The organism is Desulforamulus aquiferis (assembly GCF_030577015.1).
In the GTDB taxonomy this organism is placed as follows: Bacteria; Bacillota; Desulfotomaculia; order Desulfotomaculales; family Desulfotomaculaceae; genus Desulfotomaculum; species Desulfotomaculum aquiferis.
Map to the genome: position 1 here is coordinate 1 of NZ_JARPTC010000036.1, position 17,262 is coordinate 17,262.

General features: G+C 40.7%; 19 protein-coding genes and 2 rRNA genes. 5 read left to right on the forward strand and 16 right to left on the reverse strand.

Annotated features, from left to right (window positions below; genetic code table 11):
• Positions 1–22 precede the first annotated feature (22 nt).
• From P6N53_RS17860 to P6N53_RS17890, 7 genes are all read right to left on the reverse strand, one after another.
• Entirely contained in the window at positions 23–733 is a 711-nt protein-coding gene (locus tag P6N53_RS17860; RefSeq protein ID WP_304545627.1) for an ABC transporter ATP-binding protein, read from the reverse strand.
• The gene (locus tag P6N53_RS17865; RefSeq protein WP_304545629.1) at positions 726–1,517 is read right to left on the reverse strand and encodes an ABC transporter ATP-binding protein; all 792 of its coding nucleotides are present in this window, start codon (positions 1,515–1,517) and stop codon (positions 726–728) included. Before P6N53_RS17865 ends, P6N53_RS17860 begins: the two co-directional genes overlap by 8 nt.
• Entirely contained in the window at positions 1,510–2,580 is a 1,071-nt protein-coding gene (locus P6N53_RS17870; protein ID WP_304545631.1) for a branched-chain amino acid ABC transporter permease, read from the reverse strand. Before P6N53_RS17870 ends, P6N53_RS17865 begins: the two co-directional genes overlap by 8 nt.
• Before the next feature lie 4 nt (positions 2,581–2,584).
• Positions 2,585–3,478: a branched-chain amino acid ABC transporter permease gene (locus P6N53_RS17875; protein ID WP_304545633.1), complete on the reverse strand. Its 894-nt coding sequence runs from the start codon at positions 3,476–3,478 to the stop codon at positions 2,585–2,587.
• Between the two features lie 87 nt (positions 3,479–3,565).
• Complete coding sequence (locus P6N53_RS17880) at positions 3,566–4,741, reverse strand: ABC transporter substrate-binding protein (protein ID WP_304545635.1); 1,176 nt, start codon at positions 4,739–4,741, stop codon at positions 3,566–3,568.
• A 347-nt stretch (positions 4,742–5,088) separates the two neighbouring features.
• Positions 5,089–5,952, reverse strand: a complete 864-nt coding sequence (locus P6N53_RS17885; RefSeq protein ID WP_304545637.1) for a hypothetical protein — start codon at positions 5,950–5,952, stop codon at positions 5,089–5,091.
• 264 nt (positions 5,953–6,216) lie between these two features.
• Positions 6,217–6,408: a 4Fe-4S dicluster domain-containing protein gene (locus P6N53_RS17890; protein WP_304545639.1), complete on the reverse strand. Its 192-nt coding sequence runs from the start codon at positions 6,406–6,408 to the stop codon at positions 6,217–6,219.
• A 281-nt stretch (positions 6,409–6,689) separates the two neighbouring features.
• Here P6N53_RS17890 and P6N53_RS17895 point away from each other — a divergent pair, with 281 nt between their 5' ends.
• Both P6N53_RS17895 and hcp read left to right on the forward strand, forming a co-directional pair.
• Complete coding sequence (locus tag P6N53_RS17895; RefSeq protein WP_304545641.1) at positions 6,690–7,865, forward strand: THUMP domain-containing class I SAM-dependent RNA methyltransferase; 1,176 nt, start codon at positions 6,690–6,692, stop codon at positions 7,863–7,865.
• Between the two features lie 290 nt (positions 7,866–8,155).
• Positions 8,156–9,496, forward strand: a complete 1,341-nt coding sequence (hcp, locus tag P6N53_RS17900; protein WP_304545643.1) for a hydroxylamine reductase — start codon at positions 8,156–8,158, stop codon at positions 9,494–9,496.
• 56 nt (positions 9,497–9,552) lie between these two features.
• Here hcp and P6N53_RS17905 read toward each other — a convergent pair whose 3' ends face one another.
• The 4 genes from P6N53_RS17905 to P6N53_RS17920 all read right to left on the reverse strand — a co-directional run bounded on the left by P6N53_RS17905 (position 9,553) and on the right by P6N53_RS17920 (position 12,749).
• The gene (locus P6N53_RS17905) at positions 9,553–10,512 is read right to left on the reverse strand and encodes a sulfite exporter TauE/SafE family protein (protein ID WP_304545645.1); all 960 of its coding nucleotides are present in this window, start codon (positions 10,510–10,512) and stop codon (positions 9,553–9,555) included.
• A gap of 333 nt (positions 10,513–10,845) precedes the next feature.
• Complete coding sequence (locus P6N53_RS17910) at positions 10,846–11,001, reverse strand: rubredoxin (RefSeq protein ID WP_304545646.1); 156 nt, start codon at positions 10,999–11,001, stop codon at positions 10,846–10,848.
• A gap of 22 nt (positions 11,002–11,023) precedes the next feature.
• Positions 11,024–11,542: a ferritin-like domain-containing protein gene (locus P6N53_RS17915; RefSeq protein ID WP_304545649.1), complete on the reverse strand. Its 519-nt coding sequence runs from the start codon at positions 11,540–11,542 to the stop codon at positions 11,024–11,026.
• Between the two features lie 16 nt (positions 11,543–11,558).
• Entirely contained in the window at positions 11,559–12,749 is a 1,191-nt protein-coding gene (locus tag P6N53_RS17920; protein ID WP_304545651.1) for an anaerobic nitric oxide reductase flavorubredoxin, read from the reverse strand.
• A gap of 211 nt (positions 12,750–12,960) precedes the next feature.
• Between P6N53_RS17920 and P6N53_RS17925 the strand changes: the two genes are divergently transcribed.
• The 3 genes from P6N53_RS17925 to P6N53_RS17935 all read left to right on the forward strand — a co-directional run bounded on the left by P6N53_RS17925 (position 12,961) and on the right by P6N53_RS17935 (position 15,231).
• Positions 12,961–13,521, forward strand: coding sequence for an HPP family protein (locus P6N53_RS17925; RefSeq protein ID WP_304545653.1), 561 nt, complete (start codon positions 12,961–12,963; stop codon positions 13,519–13,521).
• A gap of 227 nt (positions 13,522–13,748) precedes the next feature.
• Positions 13,749–14,543, forward strand: coding sequence for a flagellar motor stator protein MotA (gene motA / locus P6N53_RS17930; RefSeq protein ID WP_304545655.1), 795 nt, complete (start codon positions 13,749–13,751; stop codon positions 14,541–14,543).
• The gene (locus P6N53_RS17935; protein WP_304545657.1) at positions 14,536–15,231 is read left to right on the forward strand and encodes a flagellar motor protein MotB; all 696 of its coding nucleotides are present in this window, start codon (positions 14,536–14,538) and stop codon (positions 15,229–15,231) included. The genes motA and P6N53_RS17935 overlap by 8 nt, the downstream gene beginning before the upstream one ends.
• A 28-nt stretch (positions 15,232–15,259) precedes the next feature.
• Here P6N53_RS17935 and P6N53_RS17940 read toward each other — a convergent pair whose 3' ends face one another.
• The 5 genes from P6N53_RS17940 to P6N53_RS17960 all read right to left on the reverse strand — a co-directional run.
• Positions 15,260–15,433 (reverse strand): type II toxin-antitoxin system antitoxin, encoded by a 174-nt coding sequence (locus tag P6N53_RS17940; RefSeq protein WP_304545659.1) that lies wholly within the window; start codon positions 15,431–15,433, stop codon positions 15,260–15,262.
• A 10-nt stretch (positions 15,434–15,443) separates the two neighbouring features.
• The gene (locus P6N53_RS17945) at positions 15,444–16,286 is read right to left on the reverse strand and encodes an SPFH domain-containing protein (protein ID WP_304545661.1); all 843 of its coding nucleotides are present in this window, start codon (positions 16,284–16,286) and stop codon (positions 15,444–15,446) included.
• A 125-nt stretch (positions 16,287–16,411) separates the two neighbouring features.
• Positions 16,412–16,732: a quaternary ammonium compound efflux SMR transporter SugE gene (gene sugE / locus P6N53_RS17950; protein ID WP_304545663.1), complete on the reverse strand. Its 321-nt coding sequence runs from the start codon at positions 16,730–16,732 to the stop codon at positions 16,412–16,414.
• 93 nt (positions 16,733–16,825) lie between these two features.
• Positions 16,826–16,942 (reverse strand): 5S ribosomal RNA (rrf, locus tag P6N53_RS17955).
• 228 nt (positions 16,943–17,170) lie between these two features.
• Positions 17,171–17,262 (reverse strand): 23S ribosomal RNA (locus P6N53_RS17960); the annotation flags it as partial.

The following is a 17,262-nucleotide window of genomic DNA, read 5'->3' on the forward strand; positions in this document are numbered from 1 at the left end:
TTCCCAGACGCCTTTTCCATTATTAGTGAGCTTTACCTAGATAAGCATTTTTCACATCTTCATTTGCAACAAGTTCCTTTCCAGAACCCTGCAACACAATATTTCCTGTTTCTAAAACATATCCATAATCTGCAACCTGCAGAGCCGCTGTGGCATTTTGCTCGATCAACAGGATAGTCATACCCTTACCATGAATGTCTTTGATGATTTTAAATACTTCTTTGACCATCAGAGGTGCCAAACCAAGGGAAGGTTCATCCATCATCAACAAGGATGGTCTGGACATCAAGGCCCTGCCTATTGCCAGCATTTGCTGTTCGCCACCCGAGAGGGTCCCGGCCGCCTGCCACTCCCTTTCCTTCAAACGGGGAAACATTTGGAAGATATCATCCATGTCCTTTTTAATACCAGCTTTATCATTCCTGGCATAGGCACCCATTTTCAGGTTTTCAAGAACAGTTAGATTAGCAAATATTCTCCGGCCTTCGGGTACTAAGGTTATACCTTTTTTAACAATATCGGCAGTTTTTGTCTTTGTTATATCCTCACCCCTGAAGCTGATTTTACCATTGGCAGGCTGAACAAGGGCGCTAACTGCCCGAAGGGTGGTACTCTTGCCGGCACCGTTAGCACCAACCAGGGTGACTACCTTATTCTCAGGAACCTCCAAGGAAATACCCTTCAATGCATGGATACCACCGTAATAAACATGTAAATCCTCTATTTTAAGCACTTTCATCCACCGCCCCAAGATAAGCTTCAATTACCTTCTGATTATTTTGGATTTCTTCTGGAGTTCCTTGGGCCAGGGTTTCTCCGTGATCCAGTACAAGGATATGCTCACAGATACCCATAACAACCTCCATATGATGCTCAATCATCAAAACAGTAAGATTAAACTCGTCCCTGATTTTAGCTATGAATTCCATCAGTTCAAGGGATTCCTGGGGATTCATACCGGCTGCCGGTTCGTCCAACAGAATCATTCCAGGTTGAGTTGCTAGTGCCCGTGCAATCTCCAGCCGACGCTGTTTACCATATGGTAAGGAGATGGCCTTCTCATCTGCCAAATCCGCCAGTTGTACCTGCTCCAATAGCTCCATGCATTCCTCGTAGTGTTTCTTTCTGGTTCTAGTATATCTAGGTAAGCCTAATATTGCTTCGAAGGGTGTTGCCTTTAAACGAACATGCTTACTCAGCATTACATTTTCTAGAACACTCATACTGGAAAAGAGACGAATGTTTTGAAAGGTCCGTGCTATTCCCAATTCAGTAATTTTATTGGGCTTAAGTCCGGTAATATCATGGTCATTAAAGGTAATTTTACCTGTGGTAGGCTTGTAAACCCCCGTAATCATATTAAAGGCTGTGGTTTTACCCGCACCGTTAGGTCCGATTAATCCAACAATTTGATTAGGCTTAATATTCAAAGACAGGTTGGAAACCGCCCTTATACCACCAAATTGCATGGTAATATTATCGGTTTGCAGCATATTTGATATATTTACCTTAGCCATCTAATTTTACCCCCTTACTCTGCCCACGCTTTACACCTATTTTATCCAGTATCCAATCCCAGTTGAATTCCCTGGTGCCCATTAGGCCTTGGCGATAGTAGAGGATTACAAAGAGTAACAATAGAGAGAAAATAACCATTCTCATACCGGGAATTCCCGGTATGGTCAGCCCTAAAAGATTCATAGGCTGCTCCACAAAACGAAGCACCTCCATCATGACCGTTACGCCAACAGCTGCAATTACCGAACCCGTCAGGCTACCAAGCCCACCAAGCACAATAATTAGCAGTATTTGGAATGTGAAGAGAAATCTAAACATGGTTGGGTCAACGGAAGTTATTAAATGACCCATTAAGGCTCCGGCAATACCAGCGAAAAAGGCCCCAATGGTAAAGGACATCAGCTTGTGTTTAAAGATGTCGATACCCATAGCCTCCGCAGCGATTTCATTATCCCTGATAGCCTTAAAGGCATAGCCCCAACTGCTGTTGATCAACCGTTTTACAACCAGTATTGTAACAATGGCAAAGCCCCAGTACAGCCACAGGCTTTTTATTGAGGGGATATTCTTTAGCCCTAATGACCCATTGGTGATACTAATGGTATTAGTCACAATAATCCTAATTATTTCCCCAAAGCCCAAGGTAGCAATGGCTAAGTAGTCATCCCTTAACCTAAGGGCGGGAAAACCGATAATAAACCCGAAAAAGGCCGCCACAACCCCAGACATTAGGATGGCAGGTAATACAGGCCAGTGTATATTGGCCAAAGGAGGAATAATCGGCTCCATAAAGTAAATCATTTCTTTACTTTCCGGCGACATGGTTAAAATAGCCGATACATAAGCCCCCACACACATAAAGCCCGCATGCCCTAAAGAAAACATACCTGTAAATCCAAGGACTAAATTCATACTAACTCCAAGGATGATAAAAATAGCCGCCAGGTTAAGTATCCTTGTATTAAAGCTGCTCAGGCTGTCCTGGGCAAAATAAAGCAGTATGCAGCTTAAGACCAGCAATCCTACAGTTAAAAAACTTTTTATTCTCTGTCTGCTATCCATGCACTTACACCTTCTCCACGACATTTTTGCCCAAAATCCCACTGGGCTTAAAGAGTAAGATAAAAATTAATAGTACGAAGGCAAAGGCATCCCGGTAGCCTGACAGTTCCGGCATTAGGGCAACAAGGAAAACTTCACCCATACCCAGGATAAATCCGCCCAGCATAGCACCCGGTATACTGCCAATGCCACCCATAACAGCGGCAATAAAACACTTTAGACCAGGAAATACACCCATCAGCGGGTCAATTTGGGGATACTGCAGGCTCCACATAATACCACCCACAGCAGCAAGCCCCGAGCCAACTGCAAAGGTGGTACTAATAACTCTATTAACATCAACGGCCATCAAACTGGCTGTCTCAAAATCCCTGGAAACAGCCCTCATGGCTATACCTGTCTTAGTTTTGTTAACCATATATGTAACAGCAACCAAAAAGATTATCGTTACTACGGGAATAATTACTGTTAAAGACAAAAAGGAAATATCCCCTATGGTAATGTTCCATACCACTTCCTCAGGCCGGGGAAAAGATTTAGGACGGGCCCCGATGGCCACAATACCCAGGTTTTCCAACAGAAAAGAAACACCAATGGCAGATATGAGGACAGATATCCTTGGTGCATTCCGAAGGGGCCGGTAGGCCACCTTTTCAATACTTACTCCTAAAAGGGCGGTAACTAGAATGGCAATAACAAAGGCCATCCACCAGGGTAAAGTAAATAAGATAATTCCGTAAAAGGCAACATAGGCTGCCACCATCAAGAGGTCGGCGTGAGCAAAATTAATTAGTCTTAAGATACCATAAACCATGGTGTAGCCGATGGCGATCAAGGCATACAGGCTACCCAGGGAAATGCCGTTGGCCAAACTTTGCAAAAATATTTCGCCGTTCATTTTTTAACCCCTTCCAAGTCTCCAAACATAATATTGACTCCCCCCCTGTTGCCAGGAGGGGAGTCTGGTAACCCTAGTTGTCAATTACTATTTTGGTTCAACCTTACCTTCATAGGCAAATTTACCGTCGACAACCTTCTTGATAATGGCAGTCTTAGTTGCGTCACCGTTAGCATCCAAGGTAATCATACCGGTGGCTCCCTGGAAGTTTTGGGTGGCGGCTATGGCATCACGGATAGCCTGTTGGTCGGTAGAGCCGGCTCTGGTGATAGCATCCAAAGCCAGAATATAGGTATCAAAACCTAAGGCACCAAAGGCATTAACTTGTTTGTCAGGGTAAGCCTTTTGGTATTCTTCCATGAATTTGGTTGACATTTCGGTAACCGGATTTTCGGAATCAAAGTGGGTGCTGAAATAGATATCTTTGGTATTCTTAACACGGTTTAGGAATTCCTCTGCTTCCCATGTATCACCACCAAGGATAGGAGCAGTAATACCAAGTTCACGAGCCTTTTCTACCAGAATTCCTGACTCCAGGAAGTTACCAGGAGCAAAAATAACATCGGGGTTTTTGGATTTAATAGAAGTCAATTGGGAGGAGAAGTCCTTATCCCCGGTATTATAGTTAACCTTTGCCACAATGGCGTTGTCATTGCCGGTTAATTGCTTAAAGGATTTTTCAAAGTAATTATTTAGGCCTACGGAGTAATCCTGCTGAACATCTTGAATGATAGCGGCAGTCTTAGCACCAAGTTTCTCAACTGCATAGTTAGCCATTACAGTTCCCTGAAAGGGGTCAATAAAACAAACGCGGAAGTAGTAGTCATTACCTAAAGTTACTGCAGGGTTAGTTGGGGAACAACCAATTACAGAAACACCTGCATCCTTGGCAATGGGACCACCGGCCATAGATAAGGAGCTGCCATAACTACCAATAATTATGTCAACTTTATCCTTGCTTACTAAACGTTCAACCGCATTGGCAGCTTCTTGCTTTTCACTCTTGTTGTCTACAATTATTAATTCAACTTTTTTGCCAAGAACCTCGGGGAATAATTGGTTAGCTAGCTTAATACCTTCAACTGTCATTTCTCCACCGGCTGCGTTAGTTCCGGTTAGGGGCTCAAAAACACCAATCTTGATAACGTCAGATGCAGCATCCTTGGGGGCTTCTTTCTTTTCTTCGCCACCACCGCATCCTGCCAGAGCCATTGCAGCAATGAGCAGCAAGGCCACAAAGGTAAGATACTTTCTCTTCAACATAGTTCCGCGTCTACCTCCCGGTTTTATGTATGAGAGCCATATCCTACCTAATGTCTACTCCTGGCGGATATAGCTCCCTATCTCGTATACTATTATTTTTTAAAACATTAAGCAATTTCATATTTAGTCATTTGGATAAAAATTTGGTCGTTTTTATAAAATTTTTGTACAAATAGTGTCTAATTCTAATTAATTAGCCTAAACATTGCATTTGACAGATTGCCATTTGTCTAATCTATTGTGCATTATTAAACAAAGCATTTTTGTCAATATTCCTACTATTAGGCGGCCTGTTTTGTCCAATCATGGGACACAAAAAAGCTCACCGAAAATCAGTGAGCCATAACTTATTTGCTAATTCTTAAAAATTTGCCTATCCCACTTACCCATCCGGTTACACCAAAGGATGGCAACAAGGATTTTGCACCAACCACCTTAGCTTTTTTTCCTACTTTATTTTTTTCCCGGGCCATTTTTACGACCGCCCATTTAGTATCCTTTATCTCTTCGCCCAATTTTTCAAGCTTTTTGCTAACAGCCTCTAATTTTTCATTAGTCCCTTTGTTCATCTCTCCAATATAATTAATTTCAGGCATCATATCCTTAATTTCATTAACTATCTTTAATGTATCGCTAGATACCTGGTGAGGTGTTGTAACCAGTGCATCAACCACTTTTTCCATTTTATTAGACAGGTCTTTTAAAGTCTCGAGATGTTCAATAGCCATGGTGTTATACTTTACTATGTTTTTGTCAGCTTGCTGTTCCATATGCTCAATAAATCTTTCTTCAAAATTATTAAGATATTGATGTAATGTATTAATTAATCCTGCTGCTGTATCTTCCTGTATCCTAAGCACAATTTCCTTACCCGGGCTCGGTTGTTCAAGGTGGTTAGTCTCTTTAGGTTTGGATGCGGATTTGATTAAGCTTAACTTCCTTCTACCTCCGCCATCGGGAGCATTATTCTTTTTCTTTTCACTACTGGCTGCAATCTCTTTCTTGGCCAACTCTTCACCCCTGGCTTCCGCTTCCAAAGCATCCTTAATTGCCAGTAACTCTTCAACCTTCAATAAATATACAGGGCCATTAGGACCTTTCTTATCTAATTCTACACTTTTAAAAAATCCTTGACTGAACCATTTGCTAATTGTACTAATTGGCACCCTTAATAATTCAGCTCCTTCAGAGAATGTGACCTTTTTTCCCACTTCCAGGCACCCCTTTATATGTTTTGTCTTGGTAAATTATAACAGGTAAATATTAACATTTGTAGTATTTTATTCCGACAATAGCCTCCATTCCATGGCAACAGGTTAAGTTATTCTTTTATTTTTCCATACCCTTGCCCGTCTTCTTACAAAAATCGATAATGATTTTACCTCATTCTTTAAATCTGAATAAGCTATGTTCAAGTCTAAAGAATGCAGTAAATATAAAAACCGCCAGCCATATTAGCCAGCGGTTTTTATTTCTTATACTTCGCTAATGGTATAAGCCTCTGTAGGACAAGTAGCTGTACAGGTTTCACAACCCATGCAGTCATACGCTTCACCGGTTACATCTGCTTTACCGTCATCCAGCATACCAAGAATACCGGCGGGGCAAGCGTCTGCACATGCACCGCAACCGTCACACTTATCTCTGTCGATAGTTACCATGAACATAATTTAAGTTCCTCCCCTATAATTTTAGTTACCCAATTAGACAACCAGTGGGCTTAACTTAATTATGCTTTAATGGGATTCGAGATTCAATATAAAAATTTAAATATTTTACTAAAATAGGTTCCTAATTCTTCTATTTTTCTTCTATTACTTTGAATACTATAGGATATAATATTTTTAATAGTTTAAATCCTTTATTTCCATTGATAACATTGCATCTATAGAGATTACATGGTAAATTTACGTTCGTCGGAAATAACATACAATTGAAGGAGTTTTGAATGTCTAAAATAGAGTTAATCGCCACTGCAACCTTTGGTTTGGAGTCTGTAGTAGCCCATGAGGTAAAAAAGCTGGGATATGAAGAGCTTACTGTTGAAAACGGAAGAGTAAATTTCTCCGCAGACGAGTCTGCCATATGCCGCACAAATTTATGGCTCCGCTCGGCTGATAGGGTTCTTGTTAAGATGGGTGAGTTTGATGCTACTTCCTTCGAGGAGCTATTTCAAAAAACTAAGGCACTTCCATGGCCCGATTGGCTTCCAGAGGATGCTAACTTCCCAGTAGAAGGTAAATCTATAAAGTCCCAGTTGCACAGTGTGCCAGATTGCCAGGCTATAGTTAAGAAGGCCATTGTTGAAAAGATGAAGCAGGCCTATAAAAAAGAGTGGTTTGATGAAACAGGCCCAAAATATACTATTGAAGTGGCCTTATTAAAGGATAGGGTAACTTTAACAATGGATACTAGCGGAGTCGGGCTACATAAACGGGGATACCGCAAACTATCCAGTCAAGCTCCACTTAAGGAGACCTTAGCCGCGGGGTTGCTTTCCATTGCTCGCTGGTATCCCGATAGGGTATTGCTGGATCCCTGTTGTGGTTCCGGAACCATTCCCATTGAGGCCGCCCTTATCGGACATAATATTGCCCCTGGAATAGGGAGAACCTTTGCCTCAGAATCCTGGCCCAATATTCCCAAGACCCTCTGGCAAAATGCCAGAAAGGAGGCCCTGGAATCTGAGATTCGCAATGCTAAACTTAGAATTTATGGTACTGATATAGATGAAGATGTTTTAAGCTTAGCCCGCTATCACGCCAAAGAAGCAGGTATTGAAAACTCTATTCATTTTCAAAAAATACCCCTTTCCAAGGTGCGCAGCAAGCAAAAGTATGGTTTTATAATCACTAACCCCCCCTATGGCCAACGTCTTGGCGAAATACCGGAGGTTGAAAAATTATATCGGGAAATGGGTGAGACCTTTAACAACTTTGATACTTGGTCCTTTTTTGTTATCACTTCCTATGAAAAATTTGAGCAATTATATGGAAAGAAGGCAGATAAAAAGCGTAAATTATATAATGGTAGAGTAATGTGTAATTTATATCAATACCCTGGTCCACGCCCGCCCCGTCCCAGAAAAGCTGACGGCATTACTAACGAACACAAGGGTGAATAAAAATGAGACAAGCTCCGTGAACTACGGAGCTTGTCTCATTTTTTATAACGACTTCCTATAATACAGTCTCACTTTTTTCTATCCCCATAAACAGGTGCTATAATCTTGTCCTCCTTTATCAAATTTCCACGCAGCTTAGTTTAGCCTTAAAAGATTTCTAAGCAAGAACTGTGACTAATATCACATTAATCTCATGAGTCAAGTCACATTTATTCTTTAGAAAATCAGTTATTATTAATTCACAAGGAAAAACAAAACCGCAGTGCGGTGTAAATTAAGGAGGAACTTAAATGTTTTGTTATCAGTGTGAACAAACCCCCAAAGGCGGTTGCACCAAAATTGGTGTTTGCGGCAAAAATGAAAATATTGCCAGCCTCCAGGATACAATAATTTTTGGCCTAAAGGGTGTTGCAGCCTATGCCTTTCATGCCAGAGAGTTAGGTTATACTGACCCTGAAGTTAACTCAATTATGGAAGAAGCCCTATTCTCAACCTTAACCAATGCCAACTTCAACTTACAAGAGACCGTAGGCATGGCTCTCAAGGTAGGTTCCGCAACTGTTAAGGTGATGGATTTATTAGATAAAGCTCATGTAGAAAATTTGGGTATCCCTACACCGGTTACAGTTACCTCGGACAAAGTTGAAGGTAAATGCATTCTCGTTACAGGACACGACCTTCTGGCCCTTAAAGAACTGCTAAAGCAAACTGAAGGTAAAAATATCAATATTTACACTCACTCGGAGATGCTGCCCGCCCATGGTTATCCAGAACTCAAGAAGTATTCACACCTTAAGGGTAACGTAGGTAAGGCATGGTATGACCAAAGGCAGGTATTTGAAGCATTCCCTGGGGCAATTTTAGCTACCACCAACTGTGTAATGCCCATAAGAAAGGATGCAACCTACGCTGAGCGCATGTTCTCCTTTGGCATTACAGGACTAGAGGATGTTCAAAAGATTGAGGGACTAGACTTTACCCCAGTAATAGAAAAAGCTTTGACTCTGCCATCCGCTTCCGGTGATGGGCTATGGAAAAAGATTGTCGGTAAGCTGAATGGTTCAACGGAAGAGGTAAAAACCTTTACAACCGGCTTCCACCATTTGAACGTTCTACCCTTGGCCCCACAGATCATTGAAGCTGTTAAAGCCGGTAAAATCAGAAGATTCTTTGTAATTGCCGGATGTGACTCCCCCACTAAGGGTCGTGATTACTTCCGTGAGTTAGCCCTGGCCATCCCCAAAGACTGTATCATCATCACCACTTCCTGCGGGAAATTTAGATTTAATGATATTGACTTTGGTGTAATTGAGGGGACTGGAATTCCCCGTTTCCTTGACCTAGGTCAGTGCAACAACTCCGGTTCCGCAGTTAAAATAGCCTTAGCCTTGGCTGAAGCCTTCAACTGCAGTGTTAATGATTTACCCTTAAGCATTGTTCTATCCTGGTTTGAGCAAAAGGCAGTGGCCATCCTGCTAGGTCTCTTTAGCCTGGGAGTCAAGAACATGTACGTTGGACCTAAGGCACCGGAATTTTTAGCACCTGGTGTTGTGGAAGTACTGCAAAATACCTTTAACCTGCAATTGATTAGTGGTAATGCAGAAGAAGATTTAACCAAGATGCTGGGATAATAATAATACAAGGCTTAGCCCGAGGGGCTAAGCCTTGTATTATTAAGTCATATTTGTTACATAAAAAAACCTATTACATACCTGGAGGCGGCAAATATAAGTACAATAGCAAGTATCCATTTAATTATCGTGGCAGGAACAAACTTCTGTACCCTAGCCCCTAGATACATTCCCACTGCTCCACCAAAACCAAACAGCAGGCCTAAAATCCAATCAGGGGCCACCGCTAGATGGGGGTAAAAAGGAGCAATTACTTGATAAAATAGGACTGCCGTTAGGGATGTAAGAAAAGTACCCATTAAACAGGCACCTGCAATGGTGTATACCGGCAAATTAAATATGGCTACAAAAACCGGGGCAATTATTGCTCCTCCACCTATACCATATATCCCGCCAATTACGCCAACTAAGGCTGATAAGGAGAAAATAATTATGGGGTTGACTGAGTAGGTCTCGCCATAAAAGGTATATTCCATTTCTTTGATGCTAAACTTTTTGACCTCTGCGGTTGGCAGAGCTTCCTTACCTGACTGCTGAGCAGCCTCACTAGATTTACGAAATTGATTGGCTAATTCTTGAAATCTACGTTCTGCAGATTTTTTATCACTTCCTGGTTCGGGTTTCTTTAATAAGGCTTTAACCATCATACCGCCAATATAAAGCAGGACTAACCCTGCAAAGAATTTAAAGTTTTTAGGATCTGGTAAGTACTGTACTCTGGCAAAAACTCCAAGAAACACCCCTGGTATAGTACCAGCAATAACCATCCAGGTTAAAGGCCAAACCATTCGTCCCTCTTTTATGAACCTATATACTCCGCTTGGTATTGCTACAATGTTAAAAAAATGATTGGTCGCACTAACTGCAGGAGTAGTAAACCCAAGAAAACTCATCTGAAAGGGTAATAACAAATTGGCTCCCGAGACACCTCCCATACTGCAAAAAAAAGCAACCAGGAATCCAACCACAAATGGCACCCAGGGAGCTACTTCAATTCCCGCCACCGGAAAATACATTCCATACACCCCCAGCCGTTCAATTACTCATACCTATTTAAGTAATGCTTTAATTCCAGTCACTATTAGTTTGCTTATCACCTCCTGACAGTTAAGAACTAACTGTTAATCATATGTGCACCATGCATATAGTTGATTAATTAGATACTATCATCTAAATACTATTTTTACAACTCTTTTGTGAATTAAATAACTTTTTTGTTGCGTTAAACTTTTCCTCTAGTATAGACAGACTGTCTTTTAATTTTCTTCTTTATTAGCTGTAGCAATCCATATCACTATTCAACAATAGCAAAAAAACAAGCCCTGTAGTGGGCTTATTTTTTTAGACAGTTATTCCAGCTCTGTAAAGGCATCTTTGCCCAGACCACATTCCGGGCAGACCCAGTCCTCAGGCAGATCATCGAAGGATGTGCCGGCAGGTATATCCCCTTCCCCCTTTGCCGGATCATAAATGTAGCCGCATACACATTCATATTTTTTTGCCATTTGTAAAGCCTCCTTTAATAAATTAGTTGTTGTTATCATTATTTGGTGGATAATTACACCCCTTTGGGCATAGTTCGTGGATATAATGGCGGAGTTCCAGTAGATCCTTCTGTTCCTCCTCCAGCAGGTGCATTAATATATTTTTAGCTTCTTTAGAAACACATCTATTTTGCAGTTCATGGTATAGCAGCATTGCATCCTTTTTAGCTTGAATACCAAGCTCAAGAGCCTCCCTAGGACTTGAGGCATTAAATTCCACAGTCTCATGATGTGGAAATACAAGGCCCTCACCCAAAGAACATAGGTAGCAGTAGGTTTCCTCATCTAGACTAGTCTGGCCCTTTTCAGCCTCAGCTTGAGCTACCTTTATTAATGCCCTACGATGCTCTTCCTCCTCCGCCGCCAGGCGGTGAAAGATCTCTCCCGCCAACTGCTCCTTTGCCAATTCTTCCATCCTCTTATAATAAGCCATTCCCTTTGCGCTGTTACTTGCCGCCATATCAACAACCGCTGAAAGGTTTAAGCATTTTTGCTCGTTCAAAAAGAACCCCCCAGACTTATTCGTTAGTGTTTAATTTTATTGAAAAGTCCCGGCCAAATTCTTCACACTCCAATATCTCGTCGGCGGTAGGCTCATAGGCAACCCTTTTCCCATCTTGAACTATCTTGATCCCTGACTCTTTCATCCACTCTTCTATAATTTTTACTCCTTCACCGCTCCAGCCATAGGAACCAAAGGCAGCTCCTATCTTGCCTTTAAACTTAAGTCCTTTAATCATTTCTAATATTGCAGCCCCAGAGGAAAGAATACCGTTATTAACTGTTGAGCTACCTATGATTACACCCTGGGCTTTAAATACCTCGGTGATAAGATCATTTTTATCACTTTTAGCGATATTTAAGACCCTAGTTGGAATACCTGCTTCCTCCAGTCCCTTTGCTATGGCTAGGGCCATCCTTTTCGTTGCCCCCCACATGGTATCATATAGGATAACAACAGAACCTTCATGATAATTACTTGCCCACTGGTCATACTTTTCTACGATCTGCATGGGATTATCACGCCAAATAATTCCATGGCTAGGGGCAATAATGTCTATGGGGAGGTTCAGAGATTTAAGCTCCTTGATTTTCCCTTTAACCAGTTTATTAAAGGGAGTAATTATATTAGCGTAATATTTTAATGCTTCTTGATATAATTCACCCTGGTCAACCTGATCATTATAGAAATGGGGCGAAGCAAAATGTTGCCCGAATGGATCATTTGATAATAGTACATTGGCTCCTTGAACATAAGTCATCATGGTATCTGGCCAATGCAGCATAGGTGCTTCGATAAATATTAGTTTCATTTCTCCAAGGTCAACACTGTCACCGGTTTTCACAGGGATTAAATTCCAATCCTTATGGAAGTGTTTCCTAATCATTTCAGAGCCTTTTTTTGTGCAATAAATTGGTATGTTCGGAATCTTGTCCATTAGGTAGGCTAAACTACCTGCGTGATCCTGCTCACAGTGCTGAATAACTATTAGTTCTATATTTTTTAGTCCATATTTCTTATCTAATTCTTCAACATATTCCATATGGAATGGCGTCCAGACCGTGTCTACCAGTGCAATCTTCTGATCCTTAATCAAGTATGAATTATAGGTGGAGCCACGGTGAGTTGAGTATTCGTCCCCGTGAAATCTCCTTAGTTCCCAATCCTTTATTCCTACCCAGTAAATTTTATCTTTTATTTGAAACAAATATTTCACCTCACATTTTTATGGTGTTGCTTCAAAATATCATGCCCTATAATTTCATAAAAATTATAATATTTTATAAGAATTACTACCCCGCTGCTGGGCTTTCCTATAAAATAGTTTTATGTTTGTATAATATTAGCAAATCAACCTTAATTAAGTATTACATAAAATATAAGCTTTCATTAACTTTTATTTCTTAGGAGGCTTTGAATTGGAAAAGGCAAAATTAGCGGAGAAAGGTTCCAGATTATATACTAGGACCTTAGTGGATTACTTAATAAAGCTTAGAGGCGAAAAATCACAATACACCCCCATTAATGTTCGGGGTGTTATATTTAATTCCCTTGGAGTGTTTTTAAGTATTGGCTTGATAGTCTTTCTTAGTAACCTTTACACATTACCTTTATTAGTACCTTCCCTTGGTGCAACAGCCATACTATTATATTCAGCCTGGGATTCCCCAATGTCCCAACCCCGAAATATAATACTAGGTCATATGGTTTCTGCAACCGCTGGAGTTGTAACATATTATTTTATGGGTATACAATGGTGGTCCATAGCCCTTGCTGTATCTTTAGCCATTGTGTTAATGACTTTAACCAGATCACTTCATCCTCCTGGAGGTGCAACAGCATTTATTGGGGTTTATACCGGACAAAGCTTTATTTATATCTTTACACCAGTAGCCCTTGGTGCAATTTTTATTACAGTTATTTCTGCACTCATAATAAATATATCACCAGACAGGAAATATCCTTACTATTGGTTATAATTGAAATTTTAATATTAAAAGAATAATTCGAGGGAGTTTTATTATACTCAAACTATTTAGATGTCTATATTAAAAGCCGAATAATAACACATAAAGGATTTTCAGCTACGGTTCCTTTGATGTCCTCCATAGGATAGTCAAAAGATTTCACTTGTATGTTATAATTGATTTCGACATTTTTCATTTTTCTTGCATAAGACGCTTAAGCTTTAAGGAGGAGCATTCTTTTGGAAAAATCCACTATTATTGGTTTAATTCTAGGAATATCTATAATTACTGTAGGTCTGGTACTAAAAGGAGCCAGTTTAGCTGCTTTGTGGAATCCCGCAGCTTACTTAATTATCTTTGGAGGAACTGCTGCTTCATTGTTCATGGGCTTTCCAATGCATGAGTTAAAAAAACTCCCTTCCCTATTTAAATTTATTTTTACAGAGCAAGTTTTAATTCCTAAGCGTGAACTTATTCAAATCTTTGTTAATCTGGCTACTATTGCCCGCAGAGAAGGTATTCTTTCCCTGGAAGATAAACTAGATGATTTAAATGATGAATTCCTAAAAAATGGAGTTCAACTAGTTATTGATGGAACTGATCCCGAAATGGTTCGAAACGTATTGCTTGAAGAAATTCAATCTACAGAAGAGCGTCACAGATTGGGAGCCCTTATATTTACTCAAGCAGGAACATACGCCCCCACCTTGGGGGTATTAGGTGCCGTTATTGGGCTTATCGCAGCCCTTGGCAATCTTTCAGACATTGAGAAATTAGGTCACTCCATAGCAGCAGCCTTTATTGCAACTTTATTAGGTATTTTTTCTGGCTATGTACTCTGGCACCCCATAGCAAATAAGTTAAAAAGATTGTCAAGCAATGAAATGGAGAATAAATACCTTATCGTGGAAGGGATCTCCAGCCTCCAATCTGGTATTTCACCAAGGGCAATAGAACAAAATCTTATGGTTTACTTATCTTCAGATGAGCGTAGATGGGCACAACGTGAACAAGAGGTAAGTAACAATGAGTAAAAAAAACAAACACCATGAGGAGCATATTGATGAGACATGGCTGATACCTTACGCCGACCTGCTAACACTTCTCCTTGCTTTATTTATTGTATTATTTGCTTCAAGTACCATAGACAATGATAAATTTAAAGCAATGAAGGAATCCCTTAACGTTGCCTTTCAAAAGGGAGATGGACTAATATTAGACATGAATAAACCTTCTGAACCAATTGAAATGAACCAAAATGACACAATTAAACTAGAACAATTAAAAAAGCAATTAGACCAATATATTCAAGACAACAATCTATCCCAGGAGCTTAATACCGGACTTACAGAGAATTATGTGCTGCTTACTATCCGTGAATTTGCCCTGTTTGACTCGGGAAGCGCTATTGTAAAGCCCTTGGGTAGAGAAAAGGTAAGTGTAATAGGAACTATCCTTGATGAGTATCCACAATATGAAGTTATCGTTTCCGGGCATACCGATAGCGTACCTATCAACAATTATCAATTCGAATCAAATTGGGATCTTAGTTCTAAAAGGGCAATAAATTTTATGAAACTGCTTTTGCAAAATGATAGCCTAGACCCTAAGAGATTCAGCGCCATTGGTTATGGAGAATATAGACCTGTGTCTGATAATGCTACAGAGGAAGGTCGTGCACAAAACAGACGTGTTGAAGTTAAAATAAAAAGACCCGATTAAAGAAGCAGGACTTGAAAGTCCTGCTTCTTCATTCTTCTTTATTTTTTTGACTGGTTGGTAATTTCCCTGACTTTCTTGCACTTTCCCTTAACAAATACTCTATATGACCGTTTACACTTCTAAATTCATCAGCCGCCCAACGCTCCAAGATCTCATATAGGCTTTGCTCAATCCTCAAGGGAAATTGTTTCTTCTTGCCCATCAGCCAACTCCTAATATAGTGTGCCGGTATTAATCACTGGTTGGGCTGACCGGTCAGATACAATGGCTACCATAAGGTTATTAATCATTTGAATCTTGCGCTCTTCATCTAATTCAACTGTCCCATCTCCCTGCAGCTTCTCAATGGCCATTTGGGCCATTCCCACTGCCCCTTCGACGATAATTTGACGGGCAGATAGAATAGCAGCAGCTTGCTGCCTTTGCAGCATAGCACTGGCAATCTCAATTGCATAGGCCAGATGGGTAAGTCTAGTATCCATTACCTCTACACCGGCGATAGCTAACCTTGCCTGAAGTTCTTGGGCTATCTCAAAAGCAATCTCCTCAGAATTGCCCCTTAATGAATAGGTATCATTTGAAAAGTCATCATAGGGATATTTAGATGCAATATGTCTTAGTGCTGTCTCAGCTTGTATTTCTACAAAACGGTCATATGAGTCCACATCAAAAGCCGCCTTTGCAGAGTCTACAACCCTTATAACAATAACTGCAGCAATTTCAATGGGATTTCCTGTGGCATCGTTAATTTTAATTTTCTCACTGTTAAAATTTCTTACCTTTAAGGATATTTTCTGTCGGGCTGTTAATGGCATTGTAAACCAGAAACCTGGCTGCCTTATGCTTCCCATGTATGTTCCGAAGAAAGTGATAACCTTTGAATCATTAGGTTGTACCACTACCAAACCAGTTGCCAATAAGAAGCTGCCCAAGGTTAATATAATTCCGATTGAATACTTAGCTCCCAAAATACTAAATATTGCTCCCACTAGAAGACCTATAATCAATGTTACTGCCAGAAACCCGTTTAGTTTAAAGGTATCCTTTTCCTTCATAACGAACCCTCCTTGTTTTTACTTAAATTATTACACATATGATATCACATTAGTATCATATTGATCAATAAAAGGGCCTCTGTTATTTTCTGGCAGAAGCCCTTTTATTGATCATCCCTTTATATCTAGTGTCCCGAAGTACTTTTTAAACCAATAATACCTACAATAATCATGGCTACAAAAAATAATCTGAGCCACTCCCTGGGTTCCCCTAAAAATACCATACCAATTATGACAGTTCCCAGGGCGCCAATACCTGTCCATACTGCGTAAGCCGTCCCAATTGGAAGGTCCCTTAAGGCTAGGGATAAATAATAAAAGCTTACTATCATTCCTACTAATGTGATCATACTCGGATAAACTCGAGTAAACCCTTGGGTATATTTTAAGCCAACGGCCCATATCACCTCACAAACACCTGCTATTACCAAGTACACCCACGCCAACCTCAACACCCCCAAGTAATAATGAACGATTCTTTGACTCAACATTAGTAAACCCGCCGTCTTAATCAAAAGACAGCGGGTTTTATAAAATTACTCTGGCGACGACCTACTCTCCCAGGGGCTTGCGCCCCGAGTACCATCGGCCCTGGAGGGCTTAACTGCTGTGTTCGGGATGGGAACAGGTGTACCCCCTCCGGTATCGCCACCAGAAATCCTATGCATTTCTCACAATCCCCTGTCACGGGGACGGTTCTCCTGACAATTTTTCATGTTCCTGTCACTCTGATACTGTCACCAGAACCGTCCCAGTGACAACCACCAGTGACAACCAGTGACAACCAGTGACAAGGTGTTCCCTGAAAACTAAACAGCTTTAAGTAAGCGTCGTATATATTTTTCTTAGTTCGAACTTCGAATCTCGAATCTCGAACTTCGAGTTAGGTCAAGACCTCGACCTATTAGTACCGGTCGGCTGCAGGCATTGCTGCCCTTACACCCCCGGCCTATCTACCATGTAGTCTTCATGGGGT